This is a genomic window from Fundidesulfovibrio sp. (assembly GCF_058402725.1).
The window spans coordinates 1-21081 of record NZ_JBZVFJ010000065.1; the positions used below are offsets into that span (position 1 = coordinate 1).

At 67.7% G+C, this 21081-nt stretch carries 25 protein-coding genes, 1 tRNA gene and 1 pseudogene; 10 read left to right on the forward strand and 17 right to left on the reverse strand.

The annotated features are described in order from the left end of the window. The 4 genes and pseudogenes from ACV4UX_RS10040 to fsa form a co-directional block, all read left to right on the forward strand. Window positions 1-535, forward strand: a pseudogene (locus ACV4UX_RS10040) (4Fe-4S ferredoxin); the annotation flags it as partial. A gap of 406 nt (window positions 536-941) precedes the next feature. Next, the gene (gene folK, locus ACV4UX_RS10045; RefSeq protein ID WP_491593152.1) at window positions 942-1508 is read left to right on the forward strand and encodes a 2-amino-4-hydroxy-6-hydroxymethyldihydropteridine diphosphokinase; all 567 of its coding nucleotides are present in this window, start codon (window positions 942-944) and stop codon (window positions 1506-1508) included. Between the two features lie 25 nt (window positions 1509-1533). Continuing rightward, entirely contained in the window at window positions 1534-1812 is a 279-nt protein-coding gene (locus ACV4UX_RS10050) for a transcriptional regulator (RefSeq protein WP_491593153.1), read from the forward strand. Beyond that, complete coding sequence (gene fsa / locus ACV4UX_RS10055) at window positions 1809-2456, forward strand: fructose-6-phosphate aldolase (protein ID WP_491593154.1); 648 nt, start codon at window positions 1809-1811, stop codon at window positions 2454-2456. The genes ACV4UX_RS10050 and fsa overlap by 4 nt, the downstream gene beginning before the upstream one ends. Window positions 2457-2561: 105 nt before the next feature. Here the strand turns inward: fsa and ACV4UX_RS10060 are convergent, their stop codons facing one another. Both ACV4UX_RS10060 and ade read right to left on the reverse strand, forming a co-directional pair. Next, the gene (locus ACV4UX_RS10060) at window positions 2562-3215 is read right to left on the reverse strand and encodes a carbonic anhydrase (RefSeq protein ID WP_491593155.1); all 654 of its coding nucleotides are present in this window, start codon (window positions 3213-3215) and stop codon (window positions 2562-2564) included. Window positions 3216-4491: 1276 nt separating this feature from the next. Further along, on the reverse strand, window positions 4492-6231 hold the full coding sequence (gene ade / locus ACV4UX_RS10065; RefSeq protein WP_491593156.1) for an adenine deaminase: 1740 nt from the start codon (window positions 6229-6231) through the stop codon (window positions 4492-4494). 118 nt (window positions 6232-6349) lie between these two features. Here ade and yedF point away from each other — a divergent pair, with 118 nt between their 5' ends. Then, the gene (gene yedF, locus ACV4UX_RS10070) at window positions 6350-6970 is read left to right on the forward strand and encodes a sulfurtransferase-like selenium metabolism protein YedF (protein ID WP_491593157.1); all 621 of its coding nucleotides are present in this window, start codon (window positions 6350-6352) and stop codon (window positions 6968-6970) included. A 214-nt stretch (window positions 6971-7184) separates the two neighbouring features. Next, window positions 7185-7913 carry a pseudouridine synthase gene (locus ACV4UX_RS10075; protein WP_491593158.1) on the forward strand — a complete coding sequence of 243 codons (729 nt, stop codon included), beginning with the start codon at window positions 7185-7187 and terminating at the stop codon, window positions 7911-7913. Window positions 7914-8043: 130 nt separating this feature from the next. Here the strand turns inward: ACV4UX_RS10075 and ACV4UX_RS10080 are convergent, their stop codons facing one another. The 9 genes from ACV4UX_RS10080 to ACV4UX_RS10120 all read right to left on the reverse strand — a co-directional run bounded on the left by ACV4UX_RS10080 (window position 8044) and on the right by ACV4UX_RS10120 (window position 17699). Continuing rightward, window positions 8044-8640 carry an NAD(P)H-dependent oxidoreductase gene (locus ACV4UX_RS10080; protein ID WP_491593159.1) on the reverse strand — a complete coding sequence of 199 codons (597 nt, stop codon included), beginning with the start codon at window positions 8638-8640 and terminating at the stop codon, window positions 8044-8046. Beyond that, complete coding sequence (gene dxs / locus ACV4UX_RS10085) at window positions 8637-10553, reverse strand: 1-deoxy-D-xylulose-5-phosphate synthase (protein ID WP_491593160.1); 1917 nt, start codon at window positions 10551-10553, stop codon at window positions 8637-8639. The genes ACV4UX_RS10080 and dxs overlap by 4 nt, the downstream gene beginning before the upstream one ends. An 88-nt stretch (window positions 10554-10641) precedes the next feature. After that, the gene (locus ACV4UX_RS10090; RefSeq protein ID WP_491593161.1) at window positions 10642-11529 is read right to left on the reverse strand and encodes a polyprenyl synthetase family protein; all 888 of its coding nucleotides are present in this window, start codon (window positions 11527-11529) and stop codon (window positions 10642-10644) included. 1 nt (window position 11530) lies between these two features. Then, window positions 11531-11761: an exodeoxyribonuclease VII small subunit gene (xseB, locus tag ACV4UX_RS10095; RefSeq protein ID WP_491593162.1), complete on the reverse strand. Its 231-nt coding sequence runs from the start codon at window positions 11759-11761 to the stop codon at window positions 11531-11533. 2 nt (window positions 11762-11763) lie between these two features. Then, window positions 11764-12675, reverse strand: coding sequence for a M23 family metallopeptidase (locus ACV4UX_RS10100; RefSeq protein WP_491593163.1), 912 nt, complete (start codon window positions 12673-12675; stop codon window positions 11764-11766). Continuing rightward, complete coding sequence (xseA, locus tag ACV4UX_RS10105; RefSeq protein WP_491593164.1) at window positions 12672-14060, reverse strand: exodeoxyribonuclease VII large subunit; 1389 nt, start codon at window positions 14058-14060, stop codon at window positions 12672-12674. Before xseA ends, ACV4UX_RS10100 begins: the two co-directional genes overlap by 4 nt. Window positions 14061-14152: 92 nt before the next feature. Next, the gene (locus tag ACV4UX_RS10110; RefSeq protein WP_491593165.1) at window positions 14153-15886 is read right to left on the reverse strand and encodes a proline--tRNA ligase; all 1734 of its coding nucleotides are present in this window, start codon (window positions 15884-15886) and stop codon (window positions 14153-14155) included. Then, window positions 15883-16983: a flavodoxin-dependent (E)-4-hydroxy-3-methylbut-2-enyl-diphosphate synthase gene (gene ispG, locus ACV4UX_RS10115; RefSeq protein ID WP_491593166.1), complete on the reverse strand. Its 1101-nt coding sequence runs from the start codon at window positions 16981-16983 to the stop codon at window positions 15883-15885. The genes ACV4UX_RS10110 and ispG overlap by 4 nt, the downstream gene beginning before the upstream one ends. A gap of 56 nt (window positions 16984-17039) precedes the next feature. Beyond that, window positions 17040-17699, reverse strand: a complete 660-nt coding sequence (locus ACV4UX_RS10120) for a phosphoadenosine phosphosulfate reductase family protein (protein WP_491593167.1) — start codon at window positions 17697-17699, stop codon at window positions 17040-17042. 43 nt (window positions 17700-17742) lie between these two features. Between ACV4UX_RS10120 and ACV4UX_RS10125 the strand changes: the two genes are divergently transcribed. The 4 genes from ACV4UX_RS10125 to ACV4UX_RS10140 all read left to right on the forward strand — a co-directional run bounded on the left by ACV4UX_RS10125 (window position 17743) and on the right by ACV4UX_RS10140 (window position 18857). After that, complete coding sequence (locus ACV4UX_RS10125; RefSeq protein ID WP_491593168.1) at window positions 17743-18189, forward strand: pyridoxamine 5'-phosphate oxidase family protein; 447 nt, start codon at window positions 17743-17745, stop codon at window positions 18187-18189. A 57-nt stretch (window positions 18190-18246) separates the two neighbouring features. Then, a tRNA-Arg gene (locus ACV4UX_RS10130) sits at window positions 18247-18322 on the forward strand. Between the two features lie 111 nt (window positions 18323-18433). Beyond that, a complete protein-coding gene (locus tag ACV4UX_RS10135; RefSeq protein WP_491593169.1) occupies window positions 18434-18619 on the forward strand; it encodes a hypothetical protein in 186 nt (61 codons plus the stop codon). A 19-nt stretch (window positions 18620-18638) separates the two neighbouring features. Beyond that, window positions 18639-18857 (forward strand): hypothetical protein, encoded by a 219-nt coding sequence (locus tag ACV4UX_RS10140; RefSeq protein ID WP_491593170.1) that lies wholly within the window; start codon window positions 18639-18641, stop codon window positions 18855-18857. Between the two features lie 196 nt (window positions 18858-19053). Here the strand turns inward: ACV4UX_RS10140 and ACV4UX_RS10145 are convergent, their stop codons facing one another. From ACV4UX_RS10145 to ACV4UX_RS10170, 6 genes are all read right to left on the reverse strand, one after another. Beyond that, complete coding sequence (locus ACV4UX_RS10145; protein WP_491593171.1) at window positions 19054-19302, reverse strand: hypothetical protein; 249 nt, start codon at window positions 19300-19302, stop codon at window positions 19054-19056. Between the two features lie 297 nt (window positions 19303-19599). Then, window positions 19600-19917: a hypothetical protein gene (locus tag ACV4UX_RS10150; RefSeq protein ID WP_491593172.1), complete on the reverse strand. Its 318-nt coding sequence runs from the start codon at window positions 19915-19917 to the stop codon at window positions 19600-19602. A 51-nt stretch (window positions 19918-19968) separates the two neighbouring features. Then, window positions 19969-20163: a Com family DNA-binding transcriptional regulator gene (locus ACV4UX_RS10155; RefSeq protein ID WP_491593173.1), complete on the reverse strand. Its 195-nt coding sequence runs from the start codon at window positions 20161-20163 to the stop codon at window positions 19969-19971. Window positions 20164-20186: 23 nt separating this feature from the next. Then, window positions 20187-20501, reverse strand: a complete 315-nt coding sequence (locus tag ACV4UX_RS10160) for a hypothetical protein (protein ID WP_491593174.1) — start codon at window positions 20499-20501, stop codon at window positions 20187-20189. Continuing rightward, window positions 20488-20766, reverse strand: coding sequence for a hypothetical protein (locus ACV4UX_RS10165; RefSeq protein ID WP_491593175.1), 279 nt, complete (start codon window positions 20764-20766; stop codon window positions 20488-20490). Before ACV4UX_RS10165 ends, ACV4UX_RS10160 begins: the two co-directional genes overlap by 14 nt. Window positions 20767-20816: 50 nt before the next feature. After that, window positions 20817-21081 (reverse strand): hypothetical protein (locus tag ACV4UX_RS10170; protein ID WP_491593176.1); only part of this gene is annotated, 265 nt, incomplete at its 5' end.

The following is a 21081-nucleotide window of genomic DNA, read 5'->3' on the forward strand; positions in this document are numbered from 1 at the left end:
ATCCAAGGGCTTCAAGGAGCAGGCGGCGGCCAAGGCCGAGGAACTGGCCAAGGCCCTGCGCCGCGCCAGCCGCGACGGGGAGATTCCCATCCTCTTCGACACCAGCCCCTGCCTCTACGCCATGCGTGCCCGGCAGTTCGAGGGGCTCACGCTCCTGGAGCCCGTGGAGTTCATCCACGACCATCTGCTGGACAAGCTGCACATCACGCCGCAGAGCGGCACGGTGGCCGTGCACGTGACCTGCAGCTCCGTGAAGATGGGGCTCTCGGCCAAGTTCCGGGCCGTGGCCCAGGCCTGCTCGGAGCGGGTGGTGATCCCCCAGGGCATCTACTGCTGCGGCTTCGCGGGCGACCGGGGTTTCAACCACCCCGAGCTCAACGAGGCGGCCCTGGCCGACCTGCCAGGGCAGATCCCGCCCGGGACCACCGGCGGCTACTCCAACAGCCGCACATGCGAGATCGGGCTCGCGCGCGCGGCGGGAATGTCCTACCAGTCCATCGTCTACTTGGTGGACCGCTGCTCCGTGGCGCGCTGAGCGCGAGGAGTACGGCACGAACGCGCCCGGAGCGGCGGAAACGCGGCGGTGGGCACGCCGACTCCGGATCGGCCAGAGAGACGCACTCAGGGGGGCGCGCCGTTGCGGGCGCGCCCCTCGACGCGTGAGGACCCACGATGGATCGGATCGGGACAGCCGTTGCGGGAGATCGTCTTTTCCCAGGCCCGTCGCGGGAGGTCTGAAGGGATTGCTCCTGCTCGCCGCAGGCGATGCCCCGGTGACAGGCGACGGCTGGCGCACCCGGGGGATGGTTCTCGGCCTGGCCCGGGCGGGGTGACAAGGGCGGCGCGGCGCGGTATGGGGCGGCGTGGAGATCGCGACGAGCCAGGCGGCCCCAGGGCCTTGCGAAATCGGCGGCGCGTCCGCTTCGCCGGAGAGCGCGCCCGTGCCCACCAAGCCGGACCCGAGGCCCCGGGAGCAAACGGCCCTGGTGGGCCTGGGCGCGAACCTGGGCGAGCCCTGTCGCATGCTGGAGCGCGCGGCGCGCGCCCTGGACTGGCTTCTGCCCGGAGTGCGCCTGGCGGCCGTCTCGCGGGTGTGGCACAGCGCGCCGCACCTGCCCGAGCCCCTGGGATTGCCGTTGCCGGAGTGCCTGCGCCCGCACGTTCCCAGGCCCCTGGACGCTGGCGCCTGGTACGCCAACGGCGTCGCCCGGCTGGCCTGCCGGACAGACGTGACGCCCGAGGCGCTTTTCGAGGCCCTCGCGGCCCTGGAGACCGCCCTCGGGCGAAACCGCACGCTGGAGCGCCGCTGGGGGCCGCGCTTCATCGACATCGACCTTCTGACTTTCGGAGGGGTTACCCTGCGCACGCCGCGTCTGGTGCTGCCTCACCCGCGCATCGCGGCGCGGCCCTTCGTCCACCTGCCCCTGGCCGAGGTGGCTCCCGAAGCGCCCGAGGCGCGTTTCTCGTCCGGACGGTCTTTCCCGGCGCAAACAACCGTGCTATTCTGAACTCCCAACAAGGATCGACAGGACCATGTGGAAATTCGTCATCTTCGCCGTCGCGGCTTTCATCCTCTGGAAGATGTTCGCGGGCGACATGAAGCGCCGCAAGGAAGAGGCCAGGAAGCAGGAGGAGCAGCTCATCGCCAAGGGCGAGATGGTGCGCGACCCGGCGTGCGGCTCCTACGTGTCGGTGGAGAACTCCGTGCGCCTGAACGACGGCGACCGGACGCTTCATTTCTGCAGCTACGAGTGCCGGGACAGCTACGTGAAGCAACTTGAATCCTCCGCGAAAAAGGGGAGCGACACATGAAATTCTTCCTGGACAGCGCGAGCCTGGACGAGATCCGGGCCGCCAAGGACATGGGCCTCCTGGACGGCGTGACCACCAACCCCACGCTGATGTCCAAGGAGAAATCCGACTGGCACAAGGTGGCCGAGGCCATCTGCCGCGAGGTGGATGGCCCGGTGAGCCTTGAAGTGGTGGGCGCCACGGCCGAGCAGATGCTGGCCGAGGCCAAGGAGCTGGTGAAGTACGGCCCCAACGTGGTGGTGAAGATCCCCATGCTTCTGGAGGGCCTCAAGGCCGTGCGCGCCCTGCGCGAGCAGGACATCGACGTGAACGTCACCCTGGTGTTCCAGCCCCTTCAGGCGCTCATGGCGGCCAAGGCCGGGGCCACCTTCGTGAGCCCCTTCGTCGGGCGCATCGACGCCATCGGAGGCGACGGCATGGCCATGGTGGAAGAGATCCTGGCCATCTTCCGCAACTACGACCTGCGCACCCAGGTGCTGGTGGCCAGCGTGCGCAACCCCCTGCACGTGGTGCGCGCGGCCATCATGGGCGCGGACGTTGTCACGGTGCCCTTCGCGGTGCTCAAGGACTTCGTGAAGCACCCGCTCACGGATTCGGGACTGGAGTCCTTCCTGAAGGATTGGGAGAAGGTTCCGAAGTCTTGACGCCGGGGCAGACCATCCCTTGAACGGTCTCGGGACGGCGCCGTCTTGTTGAAGTGACACTTGATGTTTTTCGGGGCTCGCAGGCGCGCCGTGTCTGCGAGCCGTTCAGGGCTGGGGACGCACGCAGCGGGCCACCAGGGGTTCGAAGGATCCCGTCTCGGGAAGGTAGCTCAGGAGTTCTCCTTTTTCCATGTCGAAATACCAGCCGTGCAGGTAGAGCTTGCCGGTCATCACCCGTTCCCAGACAAAGGGGAACGTGAGCAGGTTTTCCAGCGACACGAGCACGGCCGCCTGTTCACAGGCCTTCAGGCGCACGTTGTCCGGCTTGTCGCCTAGTTCCCGGGCCACCTCGGCCAGGGCCGGTTCGGCGATGGAAACCCACGGCGCGATGAACTCGCCAAGGCCTTCGCGTTCCGGAGTCATCAGGGCCTGGATGCCGCCGCAGCAGGAGTGTCCCAGCACGATCACGTGCTCCACGCCCAGGATCTTCACCGAATATTCCACGGCGGCGCTCACGCCGTGCAGGCCCGGAGTCTTCTCGTAGGGGGGGATCAGGTTGGCCACGTTGCGCACCACGAACATGTCTCCCGGCGCGCAGCCGGTGAGGATGGCGGGGTCCACGCGGGAGTCCGAGCAGGCCACGACGAGCACGTTCGGGTTCTGTGAGGACTTGAGGCTTTTGAAGAAGTCGCTGTCCTCGCAGAAGTAGGTCCGCTGGAAATTCTTGAACCCGGTGAGGAAGCGGGCGATGTCCTTCATTGTGTGGGGCTCTCCTTGAAGCGGCGAAGTGCGCCTGTGTGGGCCGGGTGTACGCAAGGTTGCCGTGATGGGCAAGCCTGGGATGGCCGGAGAGGCCATCCTGAGGTAATGCGTTTCATTCTTGATAATGTCGCTCCATATTTTGTCCAGATTGGCGTCTGATTGCCTGGGTAAGGGTTGTTCTTGCGATCCAAGGGAAAATCGATCCTGGGGCATTCTCGTGATGTTCCCAGGAGGGTGGGGTCTGGGGCGGAAAAAGAGGGCATGAGAAGGGGGTGGCGTCCGGGAGGAGTCGAGATTTCGAGGCGGGGGTCCGGGCAAGGGCTCAGGTCAGTCCGAGGGACTGGTTCGGAGGAGGCCGGGCGAGGCAGGAGGGAGGTCGGCCCGGGTGGATTCGTGCAGTGGTCGGCCGGGATGAATCATGCAGTGTCGGTTGCTTGCCGTGGCACGCTCGAACGACGGTCGTTCGAGGTTTGATCCTGGCGCTTGCGCATCTCTGGAGAATGACCGGGCCGACGTTGGCGGTATGGCACGGCTTGTGGCGTCGGCACGAAGCCTGTGCGTGGCGGACCGTGCTCCGGATGAGGCGCAAGGATCCGGCGTGTCCTGTGCGGTGTTCGTCGATGAACGGGTGCTGGGTGTTGACGTCGGGAGGCATTAAGAGGTCGACGTCACGTTCGATCGGTGTTCAGGAGGCTTTGGGAAGGTGGTGGACCCCTCCCCCAACCTCCTTGCTTGTGTCTCATAATGTAAATTATGTTAACTTTAGAAAACGTCGGGATGGCCGGGAGGGCGCATGACCACTCGGTCCGCTTGTTGGGCCGGTATGTGGCTGATGTCTTCCTGGGGTTGGCGGACGTTTTCGTCCTCCTTCAGGGGGCTTTCTCGATCGTCTCCTGCGGCATGTGCTGCAAGCGCTCCGATTCAGACGCTTCGGCAGTCGCTGTCGGCCATGCCTTGCGATGTCCGTCCTGCCGATGCCGCCTGTCCATAGCCGTTCCGCTGGTCCGATGGTTCACGGCAGTATCTGGCCGTGACTGGAGATTCAGCATGACAGCATCCTCTTGTTGATGGAGACTTCGTCAGGCCTTTCCGGTCCAATGGTTGTGTCCGTTGGGATTTCCTGGCGATCCCTGTCTTGCCGGGGCCGTGTGCCTGCTTTGAGGCCGTATCGCCTTCCCTTGCTGGCGGTGGCCGAAGGCTTGCGGAACGCAAACGGCGTCCGTGCCCTGTTGGACACGGACGCCGTTGGCATGGACAGCTTGGATTCAGGTGTTCAGATCCAGAGGTCCACCACCTCGAAGCGGTTCACGTCCACGAGGCCCTTGTCCGTGAGCTTGAGTTCGGGGATCACGGGCAGCGAGGAGAACGATAGAGCCATGAAGGGGTGCGTGTAGTTCGCCTTGCTCAGGGCCACCCGGGTGAAGGCGGCGCGCAGGCGTTCGTAGTCGCGCACGACGTATTCCAGCGGCTTGAGGCTCATGAGTCCGGCGTAGGGCAGCTTGAGCAGCGCCAGCACTTCGCCGTCGGCCACCACGCAGTAGCCGCCGCCCGCCTCGGCCAGGACGTTTCCGGCCAGGGCCATGTCTTCGTCGCAGACTCCGGCCACCACCAGATTGTGGGAATCGTGGGCCACGGTGCCCGCGATGGCCCCGCGCGCCATGCCCAGGCCCTGCATGAAGCCCAGGGCGATGTGGCCGCCCTTGCCGTGGCGCTCCACCACGGCGAGCTTGGCCAGGTCCTGCGCCGGGTCGGCGTGGGCGAATCCGTCGGCCATGCGCGGACGCACGGCAACGCTCTTGGTGACGATCTGGCCGGGGATCACCCCGATGCAGCGAACTTCATCCTTCACTTGAACAATTGCGAAGTCCTCGGCCCCCAGCCTGCCCCCGGACGTGGAGAGGCGTACGGTGTTGACCGCCTTGACGCGGCCCTGGGGGGCGAATCCGCCGGGCGGGACCTCCTCCCCGGCCAGGAAGCACTTCCAGATGCGGAATTCCTCCAGATTGTCCAGGAGCACCACGTCGGCGCGGTAGCCCGGGGCCACGGCCCCCCTGCCGCGCATGCCGAAGTGCCGCGCGGTGTTGATGCTGGCCATCTGCACGGCGCGCAGCGGGTCCACGCCCAGGCGCACGGCCATGCGCACGTTGTGGTCCATGTGGCCGTTGGTGGTCAGGTCGAAGGGGTCGCGGTCGTCGCAGACCATGGAGATGTTCTGGGCGTTGTGCGGGTTCACGGCGGCGATGAGGTCCGCCAGGTTCTTCTCGTCGCTGCCCTCGCGCATGAACAGGTGCATGCCCTTGCGCAGCTTCTCCAGGGCTTCTTCCAGATCGGTGCATTCGTGGTCGGAGCTGGGTCCGGCCAGCACGTAGGCGTTGAGCGCCTTGCCCGACACCAGGGGCGCGTGTCCGTCGATCACCGCGCAGTGGCACGCTGCGATCTTGGCAAGCACCGCCGGGTCCTTGGCCAGCAGGCCGGGATAGTTCATGAGTTCAGCGAGGCCCAGCACGCGGTCGTGGTGGCGCTGCACCAGCCAGGCGATGTCCTCGGCGGTCACGGCGGCCCCGGAGGTCTCCATGGTGGTGGCCGGAACGCAGCTGGAGGCCATGATGAAGAAGGTCAGCGGGCAGCGCTCGGTGTTGGCGAGCATGTCCTCGATGCCCTGGCGGCCCAGAACGTTGGCGATCTCGTGGGGATCCCAGACCACGGCGCAGGTGCCGCGCGGCGCGGCGGCGCGGGCGAACTCCCAGGGCGTGAGCAGTGTGGACTCGATGTGGATGTGCCCGTCGATGAGCCCGGGACAGGCGTAGCGCCCCTGGCAGTCCACCACCTGGCGCGCCTCGTAGTCTCCGAAGCCCACCACCACGCCGTCGGCCACGGCGATGTCCGCCTCGTGGATGTCGCCCGAGAGCACGTTCACCAGGCGCGTGTTCCTGAGCAGCAGGTCCACGGGCTCGTCGCCCAGGGCCAGGCCGATCCTGCGGGTAAGGAACGCCACCGTCGAATCGAATTCCATGAAGCCTCCGCATAGGCCGGGTGCGACGCCCGGCCTCAAAGGTATCACATGATCCTATTTGACCACGACCGCAGTGTCCATGCTAAATCCGGAGAAACCCGACCGCAAAGGATCTTGCATGAGCGCACGCACCATCGACTGCCAGGGCATGACCTGCCCCCAGCCCCTCATGGCCTGCAGGAAGTGCATCGAGGCCGAGGCCCCCGAACACCTCGAAATCATCGTGGACGACGAAGCGGCCCTGGAGAACGTGGGCCGCTATCTGGCCGCCTCGGGCTACCTGCACGCCAGCTCCCGCCACGGCAAGGCCTGGACCATCGTGGCCTCCCGCGCCCCCGGGGCCGCTCCTGCCGCCCCCGCCGTGGAGGACTTCCCCTGTCCCGTGCCCCAGGCCCCCGAGGGCCAGCGCATCGCCGTGTTCCTCACCGCGAACACCATCGGACGCGGGGACGACGCCCTGGGTGAAAAGCTCATGGCGAACTTCATCAAGACCCTGCCCGAAATGGGGCCGGACCTCTGGCGCATCGTCCTGGTCAACGCCGCCGTGCGGCTGGCCGTGGAAGGCAGCCCCCACCTGGAGACCCTGCGCGCCCTGGAGGACGCCGGAGTCTCCATCCTCGTCTGCGGCACCTGCCTGGAATTCTTCGGACTTCTGGATAAGCGCGCCGTGGGACAGACCACCAACATGCTCGATGTGGTCACCAGTCTCCAACTGGCCACCAAGGTGATCGACCTGTAGCTTTTCGCAGCCCGGCCGCCTTTCCCGGGGCGGAACGGGCGATCCCTGGCGCGCGGCGGACGGCTGCCCTCCTCCGCCGCGCGTTCAGGAGCCCTTCAAGAGACTGGCGCGCCGCGCCCGCCCAGGGTAGACTCCCCTCATGTCGACGCCCAAGAAGACGCCAAGCCCTCGCAGGTCCGGCCCTGTCCGAGCGCCCTCCTCCACCGGCGAGCCCATGCGCCTGAACAAGGCCCTGGCCCTGGCGGGCGAGGCCTCGCGCCGCGCGGCCGACGAGATGGTCCGCGCGGGACGCGTCACCCTCAACGGACGCCCCGCGCAACTGGGCGACGTGGTCCGCCCCGGCGACCAGTTGGCCGTGGACGGCAGGCCCGTGGCGCACGACCCGCGCCAGGGCCATGTCTACCTGATGCTCAACAAGCCCGTGGAGGTTGTCTCCACCGCCCACGACCCAGAGGGACGCCGCACCGTGCTGGACCTGGCCCGACCCGCCGCGCCCGGCGCGCGCCTCTTCCCCGTTGGGCGGCTCGACTTTTTCTCCCAGGGGCTCATCCTGCTCACCACCGACGGCGACCTGGCCAACCGCCTCATGCACCCCTCCTGGCACCTGCCCAAGCGCTACCGCGTGCTCGTGCGCGGCGACGCGCCCCCGGAAGCCCTGAAGGCCATGCGCTCCGGCATGCGCCTGGCCGAGGGCGAACGCCTGGCCCCCGTGAAGGTGGACCAGACCGCGCGCGTCGGCCGCGACAGCGTGCTGGAAATGGAGCTGATCCAGGGCGTCAACCGCCAGATCAGGCGCATGTGCCGCGACCTGGGCCTGACCATCCTGCGCCTGGAGCGCGTGAGCCAAGGCCCTGTGGAACTGGGCGACCTGCCCGTTGGCGGCGTGCGGCCGCTGCGAGGGGACGAGGTGGCGGCGCTGAAGAAGGCGGTGGGGTTGGCGTAGAAGAAGGAGCCGGGGCTCCGCCCGGACCCGGCAGGGCGCTGCCCTGCACCCGCTGGGGGGATGATCCCCCCAGACCCCGCAATGGCTTCGCGGGCTTCACCAGGGACGGTGTAGCTGGGCCAAAGGAAGATCAGGCGAGGGAGGAAAAGACGCGGGTCGCCAGGGCGGCGGCCTCGTCCAGCCAGGCCGCGCGCTGTTCGGGCGTGGAGGTCACCACCACCTCGAACATCCGCCGGTGGAAGTCCCGCACCCCGCAGAGATCGAAGATGCAGTTGCGCCAGATGAGCTCCAGCGGATCGCCGAAGGCTTCCATCTCGCGCAGGCGCGGCGTGTTGCTCGTGTTGAGCACCAGCGCGCTGCGGGCCTTGAGAAGCCCCACCGGCACGCCCTCCCCGCCGTCGCCCTCCACGAACTCGTAGGCCACCCCGGGACGCATCACCCGGTCGATCCACCCCTTGAGCACCGCCGGGGGCTGGCCCCACCAGTTGGGATGCACCACCACGATGCCCGAAGCCTTGGCCAGCTCGTCGCAGTGGCGCGCCACGAAATCGGGCATCAGGCCGTCGCGCGGGATCTCCATGTCCGGCAGCACCGGCGCGAAACGCTCGGCGTAAAGATCGTGGAAGTTCACGCCCAGGCCCAGGGAGTCCAGGGTCTCCACCACGCGGAGGGCCAGGGCGTGGTTGAAGCTCCCCGGCTTGGGATGGCACAGGATCACGGAAATCACGGTGCGGTCCCCTCTTCCATCAGCCCTCGCAACGCGCGCTTCACGCCGTCCTTGCTGATGCCCGTCAGCTCCCTCAGGGCCTTCTGGGGGCCGTGCTCCACGAAGTGGTCCGGGATGCCCAGGCGCAGCACCCGCTGTCCCGTCAGCGCCCCGCGATCCGCCAGCAGCTCCAGCACCGCCGAGCCGAATCCGCCCTGCAGGGCGTTCTCCTCCACCGTGACCATGCGCCCGAAACGCCCCGCCAGCTCCAGAAGGTCCGCCTCCGGCAGGGGTTTGACGAAGCGCGCGTTGTACACCGCAACGCTCAGGCCGCTTTCGCGCTCCAGTTCCTCTGCCGCCAGCAGCGAGGGCAGCACGCGGCTGCCGATGGCCACGATCACGGCGTCGCGCCCGTCGCGCAGGAGTTCGCCCTCACCCACGGGCAGCGGCGCCGGGGCGTCGCAAAGCGGAGCGCCGATGCCCACCCCGCGCAGGTAGCGGATGGCCGCCGGACCGGGATGGGCCATGGCCGTGGCCAGCATGCGCTGCAACTCGGCCTCGTCCTTGGGGGCCATGAGCATCAGGTTGGGAATGTGGCGCAGGTAGGAGAGGTCGAACACGCCGTGGTGGGTGGCTCCGTCCTCGCCCACCAGCCCCCCCCGGTCCAGGCAGAAGGTCACGGGCAGGTTCTGAAGGCAGACGTCGTGCACGATCTGGTCGTAGGAGCGCTGCAGGAACGTGGAATAGATGGCCACCACCGGCTTGAGCCCCCGCGTGGCCATGCCCCCCGCGAAGGCGACGGCGTGCTGCTCGCAGATGCCCACGTCCACGAAGCGGTCCGGGAAGAGCTGCGCGAAGCAGGAGAGCCCCGTGCCCTCGGGCATGGCGGCCGTGATGGCCACGATGCGCCGGTCCGCGCGGGCCATCTTGCAGAGGGTGTCGCCGAACACGTCGGTGTAGGTGGGCAGCTTGGAGGGCGAATTCTTGATGATCTCGCCCGTCTCCGGCTCGAAGGAGCCCACGCCGTGGTAGTAGGTGGGATTCTGCTCCGCCGGGGTGTAGCCCTTGCCCTTCTGGGTGAGCACGTGCACGAGCACCGGGCCTTTCATCTCGCGCACGTCCTTGAACACCGAGACGAGCTTGGGCAGGTCGTGGCCGTCGATGGGGCCCAGATAGTTGAAGTGGAACGCCTCGAAAAGCATGCCGGGCGTGAAGAATCCCTTGAAGGATTCCTCGCCGCGCCGCGCCAGCTCCACCATCTCCTGGCCGAAGGGAACGTGCCGGGCCATGGACTCGAACTCCTTCTTGGCCCGCTTCACCCAGCGGTTGGAGAGCTGGCGCGAGAGGAAGAGCGAGAGCGCCCCCACGTTCTTGGAGATGGACATCTTGTTGTCGTTGAGCACCACCACCAGGTCGCGCCCGTCGCCCCCGGCCTCGTTCAGGCCCTCGTAGGCCAGGCCGGCGGTCATGGAGCCGTCGCCGATCACGGCCACCACCTTGCCCGCTTCGCCCAGCACGTCGCGGGCCATGGCCATGCCCGAGGCCGCCGAGATGGAGGTGCTGGAGTGGCCCGTGCCGAAGTGGTCGAAGGGGCTTTCGGCCATGCGCGGGAAGCCGCTCACGCCGCCCATGGTGCGCAGGGTGTGGAAGGCGTCGCGCCGCCCGGTGAGGATCTTGTAGGCGTAGGCCTGATGGCCCACGTCCCAGACGATCTTGTCCTGGGAGAGGTCCAGCACCTTGAGCAGCGCCAGGGTCAGCTCCACCACTCCCAGGGACGGAGCCAGATGCCCGCCGTTCTCCGACACGGTGGCGATGATCAGTTCGCGCACGTCCTGGGCCAGCAGGCCCAGATCCTCAAGGGAGAGCGCGGCCACGTCCGTGGGCGAATCCACGCGCGCGAGCATGGTCAACGGATGGCCGTCGAGAAGACTCATGATGGCGATGACTCCTGAAGTCGCGTTGGAAACGAACACTTTGCCCCTCGCGGGGGCGTGCCGTCAAAGGTTTTCGGGCCTGGAAGCCCTATGACACGCGGTCCACGATGAACTGGGCCAGATCGCGCAGGAAGGTCGCCTCGGGACCCTGGAAGGGGCTCAGGCTCTCCACGGCCTGGGCCGCGTTGCGCCGGGCCAGGTCCATGCTGCGCTCCACGCCGATGAGCGCCGGATAGGTGGTCTTGCCCTGCTCCTCGTCGGAGCCTACGGGCTTGCCCAGGGACTTTTCGTCGCCCACCACGTCCAGCACGTCGTCCACGATCTGGAAGGCCGCGCCCACCGACTGGCCGTAGCTGCGCGCCCGGGCCAGCACGTCCGGAGCGGCCCCGGCCAGCTGCGCGCCGCACACGCAGGCCGCCGTGATGAGCGCTCCGGTCTTCATGGCCTGCATCTCGCGCAGCTCTTCCAGGCTCACGCCGGCCTTGGCGGTGTAGGCCATGTCCAGGGCCTGGCCGCCCACCATGCCACCGGCCCCGGCGGCGCGCGCCAGGGTGGCGATGGCCTCCACCACGCGCCCGGGAGGCAGCTCCCCGGCCGTGGCGGCCATGAGCCCGAAGGCCTCGGTGAGCAGTCCGTCGCCCGCCAGGATGGCCATGGCCTCGCCGAACACCTTGTGGTTGGAGGGGCGGCCCCGGCGCAGATCGTCGTCGTCCATGGCCGGGAGGTCGTCATGGACCAGCGAATAGGTGTGGATGAACTCCAGCGAGGCCGCGAACGGCATCGCCGCCCCGGCCTCGGCCCCCAGCATGCGCGCGAAGCACAGGCAGAGCACGGGCCGGAGCCGCTTGCCCCCGGCCAGCAGGCTGTATTCCATGGCCTCGCGCAGTCCGGACGGGATGCCCTTGCCCTTGAGCAGGCCGCGCAGAGCCTCCTCCACTTCGCGGGAATAGCCGCGCAGGCGGTCCTTGATGCTCACGTCAGTTCTCCTCGCCGGGGGCGTGATCGAAGGGTTTGAGGCCTTCCGGAGTCGCCTGGCTCACCACGAGCCGGGCCTCCTCCAACTGGGTGCGGCAGGAGGCGGCCAGGGCCTGGCCTTCCTTGTAGAGGGAGACGCCCTGCTCAAGGGGCAGCTCCCCGCTCTCCAGCTGTTCCACGATCGCCCGCAGCCGGTCGATGTTTTTCTCGAATGTCGGTTTCTTCGCGCTCATGATCATCCTCCGGGCCGGCGGTCGAAGGGACCGCCCGCCGTGAACAGGGGCATGGGGTCCACGGACTGGCCGAGGACCTTCATGCCGAAATGCAGATGCGGCCCGGTGGAGCGCCCCGTGGAGCCTACGAGGCCCACCAGCTGGCCGCGCTCCAGGTGCTGGCCGGTGCGCACGGAAACCTCGGACAGGTGGAAGTACATGCTCACCACTCCCTGGCCGTGGTCGATGAACACCGAGAGGCCGTTGAAGAAGAAGTCGCCCGTGAGGATCACCTTGCCCTGGTTGACGGCGTGCACCGGGTCGCCCTTGCGCGCGTCGAAGTCGATGCCCGTGTGGGGGCTGCGCGGCTGACCGTTGAGGATGCGGCGCAGGCCGAAGGCGCTGGTGACCTCGCCGGGAACGGGGCGCAGGAAGGGGAAGCTCCAGAAGCGGCGCTCCCCGGCCTCGTCCATGGCCTTGGCGATGAGCGCCTGTTCGCGCTTGATGCGCGCCAGGTTCTCCTTGGAGGGCGTCACCGTGGAGGGCGGCAGGTTCAGGCGCTGCTCGGGGAAGTCCGTGGGCGTCACCTCGATCTTGCCCAGCACCATCTCGCGCCGCGCCGGGCGCACGGCCTCCACCACCAGGGAGTGGGACCCGGGCTTCACTTCCAGCCCGGCCGCCAGGAGCACCTCGCCCCGGAAATCCCGGCCGCGCTTGCGCATGAGCACTTCCACCACCCTGCCCTGCCACTCGGCCGTGACCTTCTCCACCTGGTTCACCAGGCGCACCTCGGCCACGAAGGGCTGGCCCACGCCCACGGACTCGGGCACGACCACCGTGAGGGGGCCTTCCACCAGCGTCTGGTCGGCCGCCCGCAGCGGGGCCGCCGAAACAAGGAGCAGCACGAGGGCCGCGAGAGCCCGCAACACGTTCACCGGGTTTCCTCCACGTCCAGGACGCTGGTCCTGATCCTGCCGTCGCGCGCCACGATGTCCAGCCGGTCGCCCGGGGCCGCCTCGGCCACGGAGCGCAGCGCCGTGCCGTCGGCCTTGAGGGCCAGGGCGTAGCCGCGCGCCAGCGGCCCCAGGGGGTCGAGCCCCTCCAGGCGCGCCGCCAGCAGCTCCAGCCGCGCGCCCGCCCGCTCCGCATGCAGCCCGGCCGCCAGTTCCAGGCGGGCCGCCAGGGCCGCCAGGGCGCGCGGGTCGCCCAGGGCGCGCCCGCAGGGCTCCATGCGTTGCGACAAGCCCTGCAGCGCTTCCTGGCCGCGCCGCGTCAGGTCGAGACCGGTCCGCGCCAGGCGCGACGACAAATTCTCCAACCGTTCGCCCAGGCGCTCCACCCTGCCCCGGGGCGACAGCCAGGACAAGGCCCTGGCCAGGCCCTCCAGGCGCTCGGCGCGTCCCGCCAGGAAGCGCGCGAAGCCGCGCTCCAGGGCCTCCTGGGCCTCGTCGGCGCGCTGGGCCAGCACGGGGCGCTCGCTCCACAGAAGCTGCGCCGCGTGGCTGGGCGTGGCCGCGCGCACGTCGGCGGCCAGGTCCGCGATGGTCACGTCCACCTCGTGCCCCACCCCGCAGACCACGGGGACCGGGCATTCCACCACGGCCCGGGCCACATCCTCGGTGTTGAAGGCCCAGAGGTCCTCCAGGGAGCCTCCGCCGCGCACCAGGGCCACGGCCTCGGCCCAGCCGTCCGCTCCGGCGGCCTCCAGGGCGCGGGCGATCTGGCCCGGGGCCTGCTCGCCCTGCACCAGGCAGGGGTGCAGGCGCACCTCGCAGCCCAGCCCCCGCGAACCGCCCACGCGCAGGAAGTCGCGGACGGCCGCGCCCGAGGCGCTGGTCACCAGGGCCACGCGGGCGGGGTCTCGCGGCAGGGGGCGCTTGCGCTCCTGGTCGAACCAGCCCAGTTGCGCCAGCCGGCGCTTGAGGGCCTCGAATTCCAGGTGGAGCCTGCCCAGGCCCATGTCCTGCACCAGTTCCGCCACCAGCTGGTAGCTGCCGCGCGGGGCGTACACCGTGAGCCGTCCGGCGCACAGGGCCTCCACGCCTTCGCTGAGCCAGGCCGAGGGGTCGGCGTCCTCCAGGACTTCGCCGGTCAGGGGATCATAGCGCTCCCTGCCCTCCAGGGGAAGGCCCAGGCGACTTCCCTTGAACCAGACAACCGAGAGCACCGATTCCTCGTCCTTGAGCGAGAAATAGACGTGCCCCGAGGCGGGACGCGCCAGGTTGGACACCTGGCCGCGCACCCACACGAAGGGGAACTGGCCTTCCACCACGTCCTTGAGGGCGCGGGTGATCTCGCCGACGCGGAAGATGTGGGGCATGGCTAGACCCGGCCTCGGCACCGCCGGACAGGGAGAAGCCTCCGGCGGCCAAAGGGCTGCGCCCTCTGGACTCCCATGCGGGTGTCCCTGCCCTACCGGGATTCCCAGCCAGCCAGCGCCTGAAGCCGCCACGCGGTGAACGCGGCCTCGAAGCCTTCCACGGGAAGTTCGGACTTCTCGCCCGTGCGGCGGTCCTTCACTTCCACGATGCCCCGCGCCAAGCCCTTGCCGCCCAGCACGATCTGGAGGGGGAAGCCCATGAGGTCGATGTCCTTGAACTTCACGCCCGGGCGTTCGTCGCGGTCGTCCAGCACGGCCTCGACGCCCTGTCCGGTGAGCCATTCGTAGATGGCCAGGGCCTTGGCCAGGGGCTCGCCCTTCACGTCCAGGCAGACCACCGCCACCTCGAAGGGGGCCAGGGCGGGGGGGAACTTGATGCCCGCGCCGTCGTGGTTCTGCTCGATGCAGGCGGCCACCACCCGCGACACGCCGATGCCGTAGCAGCCCATGTAGACCAGACGGTCCTTGCCCTGCTCGTCCAGCACGGAGGCCTTCATGGCCTCGGAATACTTGTAGCCAAGCTTGAACACGTGGCCCACCTCGATGCCCTTGGTCAACTCCAGGGGCGCGCCGCAGCGCGGGCAGGGGTCGCCGCAGGCCACGTTGCGCAGGTCGGCGTAGTTGGTGAGGAGCACGTCGTCGTCCAGGTCCACGTGGAGGAAGTGCGCGTCGGCCTTGTTGGCTCCGGTGATCCAGTCGGTGTCCTGGGCGAGTTCGCGATCGGCCAGGATGGTCTTCACCACGTCGGCGTTCAGGCCCACGGGTCCGGCGAAGCCCACGGGGGCCTTGGTCCAGGCCTGAACCTGCTCGGGGGTGGCCAGGGCCACGTCCTGGGCGTTGAGGGCGTTTTTCAGCTTCACCTCGTTCAATTCCCGGTCGCCGCGCACCAGGGCGGCCACGGGCTTGCCGTCGGCCACGTAGAGGAGCGTCTTGACGATGCGCGCGGGCTCGACCTTCAGGAAGGCGGCCACCTCTTCGACGGTGTGCGCGCCGGGGGTGGCCACCAGCTTGTGCTCGGGGCAGTTGCCGGGCTTGGTCTTCACCGGGAGCATGGCCTCGGCCTTCTCCAGGTTGGCCCCGTACTCGCAGGAGGGGCAGGCGGCGATGGTGTCCTCGCCGGTGTCGGCCAGCACCATGAACTCGTGGGAGTAGTTGCCGCCGATGGCCCCGGTGTCGGCCTCCACGGCCCGGAAGCGCAGGCCCAGGCGCGAGAAGATGCGGCAGTAGGCGTCGTACATGGCCTTGTAGCTGGCCAGCGCGCCCTCCTCGTCCTTGTCGAAGGAGTAGGCGTCCTTCATGACGAACTCGCGCCCGCGCATGAGCCCGAAGCGCGGCCTGATTTCGTCGCGGAACTTGGTCTGCACCTGATAGAGGTTGAGCGGCAGCTGGCGGTAGGAGCGCACCTCGTGGCGGATCAGGTCCGTGACCACCTCCTCGTGGGTGGGGCCCAGGCAGTAGGCGCGGTCGTGGCGGTCCTTGAAGCGCAGGAGCTCCTTGCCGTAGTATTCCCAGCGCCCGGTTTCCTGCCAGAGGTCGGCGGGCTGCACGCCGGGCATGAGGATCTCCAGTGCCCCGGCGCGGTCCATCTCCTCGCGCACGATGCGCGCGGCCTTGTTGAGCGAGCGCAGCCCCAGGGGCAGGAAGGTGTAGATGCCCGAGGTGAGCTTGCGGATCATCCCCGCGCGCAGCATGAGCTTGTGGCTGACCACCTCGGCGTCGGCCGGGTCTTCCTTGAGGGTGGGGGCGTAGTATCTGCTCAGTTTCATCTGTTCTCGAACTCCGTGATGATGGTGTCGAGCTCGCGCAGGAATTCCGCGAGCACGTTGGATTCTCCGCGCACCTTGCGCACCACTTCCCCCTTGCGGAAGATCACGGCACAGTCGCGTCCGCCCGCGAGGCCGATGTCCGCCTCGCGCGCCTCGCCCGGGCCGTTGACCACGCAGCCCATCACGGCCACCTTGATGGGCGTGCGCACGTGGCGCAGTTTCTCCTCCACGGCCTGGGCCAGGCCCGCCAGGTCGATCTCCGTGCGCCCGCAGGTGGGGCAGGAGACGATCTCGGGGCCGCGCTCGCGGATGCCCAGGCAGCGCAGGATTTCCCACGCGGCCGTCATCTCCGTGAGCGGGTCGCCCGTGAGCGAGACGCGCAGCGTGTCGCCCAGGCCCATCCACAGAAGCACCCCCAGGCCCACGCCGGACTTGGCGGCCCCGCGCAGGGGCGTGCCCGCCTCGGTGATGCCGATGTGCAGGGGGTAGTCCACGGTCTCGGACAGGAGCGAATAGGCCGCGATGGTGGCCGGAACGCTGGAGGACTTGAGAGAAATCTTGATCTGGTCGAATCCCTGGTCTTCGAGCAGGCGCACGTGGTGCAGGGCGCTCTCCACCATGGCCTGGGGCGTCGGGCCGCCGTGTTTGGCCAGCAGGGACTTCTCCACCGAGCCAGAGTTGACCCCGATGCGGATGGGCGCGCCGCGCTCGGAAGCCGCGCGCACCACGGCGGCCACCTTCTCCGGGCCGCCGATGTTGCCGGGGTTGATGCGCAGGGCGTCCACGCCGGATTCCAGGGCCAGGAGGGCCAGGCGGTGGTCGAAGTGGATGTCCGCCACAAGGGGCACGGGCGAGACGGCCTTGACGGCGCGAAGCGCCCGGGCGGCCTCCTCGTCGGGCACGGCCAGGCGCACGATCTCGCATCCGGCCTCGGCCAGGGCCAGCACCTGGGCCGTGGAGGCCTTGGCGTCGCGGGTGTCCGTGTTGGTCATGGACTGCACGCGGATGGGGTGGTCCCCGCCCAGAAAGAGGGAACCCAGGCGGATCACGCGGGTCTTGCGCCGGCGGATGGGGGATGGCTGTCTGTGGTCGTTCATGGAAGTGGGGGATTCTATCCTATTTCAGGGTCGATGCAAATGGGGGGTGCTGGGGGTCAGAAGTAGCCCAGGGCGTGGAGTTCGGCCATGCGCGCCTCTTTTTCGGCGTCGCGCCCGCCGCGCTCGCCCAGGCCCGGGGCGCTGAGGGCCGTGCAGGGCACGCAGCCCAGGGAACGGTACCCCCGGTCGTAGAGTTCGCAATAGGGCAGGCCCTTCTGGGTGGTGCAGGCCCACACGTCCATCTCGGTCCAATGGAGGATGGGGTTGGCCTGGTGGTATCCGCCCCGGTCCTCCAGGAGATCCGTGAGCTTGCGGGCGGGGTTCTCGTCGGCGCGCACGCCGCTGATCAGCACTTCCAGGCCCAGCTCCGCCACGGCCCGGCGCAGGGGCTCCACCTTGAGCGACCGGCAGCAGGCCATCTTGTCCTGGGCCACCTCCCGGGGAATCTCTTCGGGACGGGGGCGCGCTATGTGCAACTCTACGCCCCACTCCCTGGCCAGCCGATCCCGGAAGGCCAGGATTTCCGGGAATTTGTACCCCGTGTCCAGGTTCACGGCCCGCAGGGGGCCGGGCGTGACCGCACGCCAGAGATTGAGGACCACGGTGGAGTCCTTGCCGCCTGTCCAGGCCACGGCCACGCGGGAGGGGTCGCGATCTTTCAAGAGCGATTCGAGGAAATCGATGGTGTGTGCGAGTTTTTCTTGGAGACTTTGCATGGCTGGTCTAGGGTTTCGGGGATGTTGAACGCAGGAGGCCCGCATGGAACTCAATGAGGAAATGGCCGCGATGATCCTTGGGAACGGCCTGTGCGCGATGGCCACCTGCGGGGGCGGCGAGCCGCGCGCGTCGCTCATGTCCTACGCCGTGGAGCCGGACTGCTCAAGCGTCTATCTGGCCACGCCGTCGGGCACGCGCAAATGGGCCAACCTGCTGGAGAATCCCCGGGTGTCGCTGCTCATCGACGAACGCTGCCAGGCCCCGGGCGGAGACCGGAGCCGCGTGCGCGCCCTGACGCTGGACTGCCTCCACATGCCTCTGGAAGAGGCTGCGGAGAAACGGGCCGTCCTGGAGAGGATCGCCACCCGGCATCCGCACCTGCGGGACTTCCTTTCCGGTCCGGACATGGAGCCTGTTCGCCTTAAACCACTGAAATGCCTTCTTTTACGCGGCGCATCGGAAAGTTCCTTCATTGATCTGGAAAAATAATGAAATCTTTGCTTGACGCGAGGGGGGGTTCTCTTTAAATACCCACTTCTCGACGACGCGCCCGTAGCTCAGCGGATAGAGCGCCGGACTACGAATCCGTAGGCCGCAGGTTCAAATCCTGCCGGGCGCACCAAGAAAACCAAGGGGTTAGGTCACACAGACCTAGCCCCTTGTTCCGTTGTTGGCCTTCCAGGCCCGCTCTGGGCCCGCGCGTGAATGGCAACCCAACAAGGGAGGGGGCAAAATGCCTGTCTTCGAGTACAAAGGACGGATGTACGAGTGCGCGAATGAGGGCGCATTCGAGGAATTGAAGGAAATCCTCGACCTCAAAGAGAAGATGAAGCCGCTCTCCGAAGAGGCGACGCGATCCATCGCGCGCAAGATGGCTTCCCCTGTGGGCCTGGACGACGACGGCAAGCCGTTCCGTTGAGCGAAGACGGAGGACGACGATGAACCAGATCATATCCGACAACTGGATGGAGTACGGCAGGCTCAAGAAGCTCGCCAAGGCCGGAGACGCGGAGGCCGCCGCGAAGGTCAAGGCGATGGAGGACGCGAAGCCGGAGGACTACAAGACGATCCCGAAGGACGTGCTTGAGGAGTGCCGCCTGAAGTCGCTGAAGGAGTTCCGCGACGAGTTCGGCGAAGACGGGCTCGGGGGGATGTAGGCCATGTGGATTTTCACAGAGGACGGGCGCTGGTCGGGGGTCGTCCGAAAGAAGTAGCCCCTCCCCCTTCCCTCGCCTTCCGGGCGGGCCAGGGGCCTCGAAACCAGCGCCCCCGGCCCTCGGCCCGGTTTTCAACCCAGGCGCGGCCTGGGGCGATCCTGGGCGAAAGCCGGGGGCGAACCGGGGGCAAATCAGGTCAGGCCAGGGCCAGTTCGGCGGCCTCGGCCAGCAACCAGCCCGCCGCCTCGCGCAGCGCCTCACGATCCGCCCTGGCCTGGGCCTTCACGACGGCCACGAACGACTCGGCCACGGCATCCACAAGCGCCGCCTCGGCCTCTGGGGTCGCAGCTGCACCACCGGCCAAGGGCTTCGAGTACGTCACGCCGCTTTCGCTCACGTTGATGGTCAGTTCCGCGCCGTTGTTCGTGATGATCTCGATCCGCATAACGCCTCCAGTGTTTGCATGTTGTGTCGTTGTGAACGCTCTACAACATGCAGCTAGGTCAGCGCCAATTCCGACTGTAAAACGCGTGAGGCTTGATTCGATTCTAACGAGAATGCGCGACGGTGAAACGCCAGCTTCGAGGCGTTGCGTCGCGTGCTTGGGGCTTAAAAGTAGAATATCGGCGGAATGTCGTTTCTAGTCCGACAAAATCAAAAATAGATTCGGCCGGAGGTGGCCCAACCTTCGCGCCCAATGCGCTCCGGCATCCTTCCTCCGGCCGAAAGACCAGACAGGGTTCTAGTGTGCTGTGGCAGCGTCGCCCACAAAGGCGCCCGTGGCACACCACGTTGCCATGATGGCCGCGCAAGCGTCCGTGACCGGGCCACGGTCGGCGCAAGCCAGTCGTTTTTCGATCTTGGCCAGCCGGTCGAGAACGCCGCGCATTTCCGCCACGGCAAAGCGGTAGACCTTCAACGCCTCGCCGTGGGCGGCTGTCCCACGTGCCTTGGCGGCGCGGCAAGCCGCTTGGCGCAGCGACGCGCACGCCTGCTCGGTGATGACCTCCATCTCCGATGCCAGCCAGACCCGGCGATGTTCGCTTAACGGGTGTGTCATGTTGTCGCTCCTTTTGTTTTCCGCGAAAACGCTCGCGGGGATTTTGTATACTCAGCCAGAGTGAACGCGCTTGCCCGTAAGCGTCGGCGTTGCCTCGGACCTCACGGCGCATGAAACATGCACGACGGCTCCGCCCTGCCAAACAATCAAACTCCGACACCTGGGGCACTTGACCCGGATGCGGACCACCTCTCCCTCAAGCAAGAGCTTGGAGCAGGCCGGACAGCGAAATGTAGTGAGGTGCATGTGTTACTTGAGGGTTGCGCTTGTCAGCGGACACCCATGAGCCGCCCGTCACGGTCCCGCACAACGCGCCTGCGCGCACCGCTCCGATCCAAGAGGGCCACCACGCGCCCGGAGGCGTCGCGCTCGACCTGCCGGGGCTGGCTCGTGAAGGCCCCGGGCGGCAGGGAGAACGTCAACGACGGGTCGGCCATCTCGAACGTGAGGGCGTCCCACTCGCCCACAAGCTCAAGCGTAGGTTCCGGGGCCACCGTGAACTCGACGCGATCCACCTCGGCCGTGAACTCCAGCACCGGAGCCGCGTCAACGATGAATTGGACTGCAATTTCAGTCGATGACAAGGTTTCCGCCTCCAAGAGTTATTTTGTCGCCAAGCGTGTTCGTCAGAACAAACTTGAACGGCATCCGCGAGCGCGGGGCGTTCAACGTATCTTCGGACGTAAGGCGCAGTTCTGACGTTACAACGCGCTCAATATAAGTCGAAGCACCGTTGTAGACGTAGAACGTCACCGTCGCATCGTCCATCGAAAGAGGCTTTCCGGCTGGCGTGCGGAACCGCAACGCATAGCGCCGGGAGTCGCCTTTGGTGATTTTCAAATCGGGCATGGTGTTCCTCATGGGGCGGCCCCTCGTCCGGCAGGGCCGCCCGGTGTGTTTCAGTCGGCGAACCGCTCGCGGGCCTGTTCCACGATGACGGCGCACGATTCGGGCGTCTGGCCGCGCAGCGATTCCAAGAACGCGTCGCGGTCGGCGCGGGCCAGGGTCACGGCGTTCGTGTCACCACCGAAGGCGCGGCGAGCTTCGAATGCGGCGCAGAAGTTCGAAATCTCCGTGGCGAATGGGTGATTGACGGGTCCATGGTCCATAATGGAGACCCCTGCACGGTAAAACGCCTCAATAGACCTTCCAACTATTCGTAAT

Excerpts from the sequence above, each read along its gene's own strand:
- ACV4UX_RS10050 (WP_491593153.1), top strand. The coding sequence starts at position 1,534 with ATGTGGAAATTCGTCATCTTCGCCGTCGCGGCTTTCATCCTCTGGAAG.
- fsa (WP_491593154.1), top strand. The coding sequence starts at position 1,809 with ATGAAATTCTTCCTGGACAGCGCGAGCCTGGACGAGATCCGGGCCGCC.
- ACV4UX_RS10060 (WP_491593155.1), bottom strand. The coding sequence starts at position 3,215 with ATGAAGGACATCGCCCGCTTCCTCACCGGGTTCAAGAATTTCCAGCGG.
- ade (WP_491593156.1), bottom strand. The coding sequence starts at position 6,231 with ATGGAATTCGATTCGACGGTGGCGTTCCTTACCCGCAGGATCGGCCTG.
- yedF (WP_491593157.1), top strand. The coding sequence starts at position 6,350 with ATGAGCGCACGCACCATCGACTGCCAGGGCATGACCTGCCCCCAGCCC.
- ACV4UX_RS10075 (WP_491593158.1), top strand. The coding sequence starts at position 7,185 with ATGCGCCTGAACAAGGCCCTGGCCCTGGCGGGCGAGGCCTCGCGCCGC.
- dxs (WP_491593160.1), bottom strand. The coding sequence starts at position 10,553 with ATGAGTCTTCTCGACGGCCATCCGTTGACCATGCTCGCGCGCGTGGAT.
- xseB (WP_491593162.1), bottom strand. The coding sequence starts at position 11,761 with ATGAGCGCGAAGAAACCGACATTCGAGAAAAACATCGACCGGCTGCGG.
- xseA (WP_491593164.1), bottom strand. The coding sequence starts at position 14,060 with ATGCCCCACATCTTCCGCGTCGGCGAGATCACCCGCGCCCTCAAGGAC.
- ACV4UX_RS10110 (WP_491593165.1), bottom strand. The coding sequence starts at position 15,886 with ATGAAACTGAGCAGATACTACGCCCCCACCCTCAAGGAAGACCCGGCC.
- ispG (WP_491593166.1), bottom strand. The coding sequence starts at position 16,983 with ATGAACGACCACAGACAGCCATCCCCCATCCGCCGGCGCAAGACCCGC.
- ACV4UX_RS10120 (WP_491593167.1), bottom strand. The coding sequence starts at position 17,699 with ATGCAAAGTCTCCAAGAAAAACTCGCACACACCATCGATTTCCTCGAA.
- ACV4UX_RS10125 (WP_491593168.1), top strand. The coding sequence starts at position 17,743 with ATGGAACTCAATGAGGAAATGGCCGCGATGATCCTTGGGAACGGCCTG.
- ACV4UX_RS10135 (WP_491593169.1), top strand. The coding sequence starts at position 18,434 with ATGCCTGTCTTCGAGTACAAAGGACGGATGTACGAGTGCGCGAATGAG.
- ACV4UX_RS10140 (WP_491593170.1), top strand. The coding sequence starts at position 18,639 with ATGAACCAGATCATATCCGACAACTGGATGGAGTACGGCAGGCTCAAG.
- ACV4UX_RS10145 (WP_491593171.1), bottom strand. The coding sequence starts at position 19,302 with ATGCGGATCGAGATCATCACGAACAACGGCGCGGAACTGACCATCAAC.
- ACV4UX_RS10150 (WP_491593172.1), bottom strand. The coding sequence starts at position 19,917 with ATGACACACCCGTTAAGCGAACATCGCCGGGTCTGGCTGGCATCGGAG.
- ACV4UX_RS10155 (WP_491593173.1), bottom strand. The coding sequence starts at position 20,163 with ATGCACCTCACTACATTTCGCTGTCCGGCCTGCTCCAAGCTCTTGCTT.
- ACV4UX_RS10165 (WP_491593175.1), bottom strand. The coding sequence starts at position 20,766 with ATGCCCGATTTGAAAATCACCAAAGGCGACTCCCGGCGCTATGCGTTG.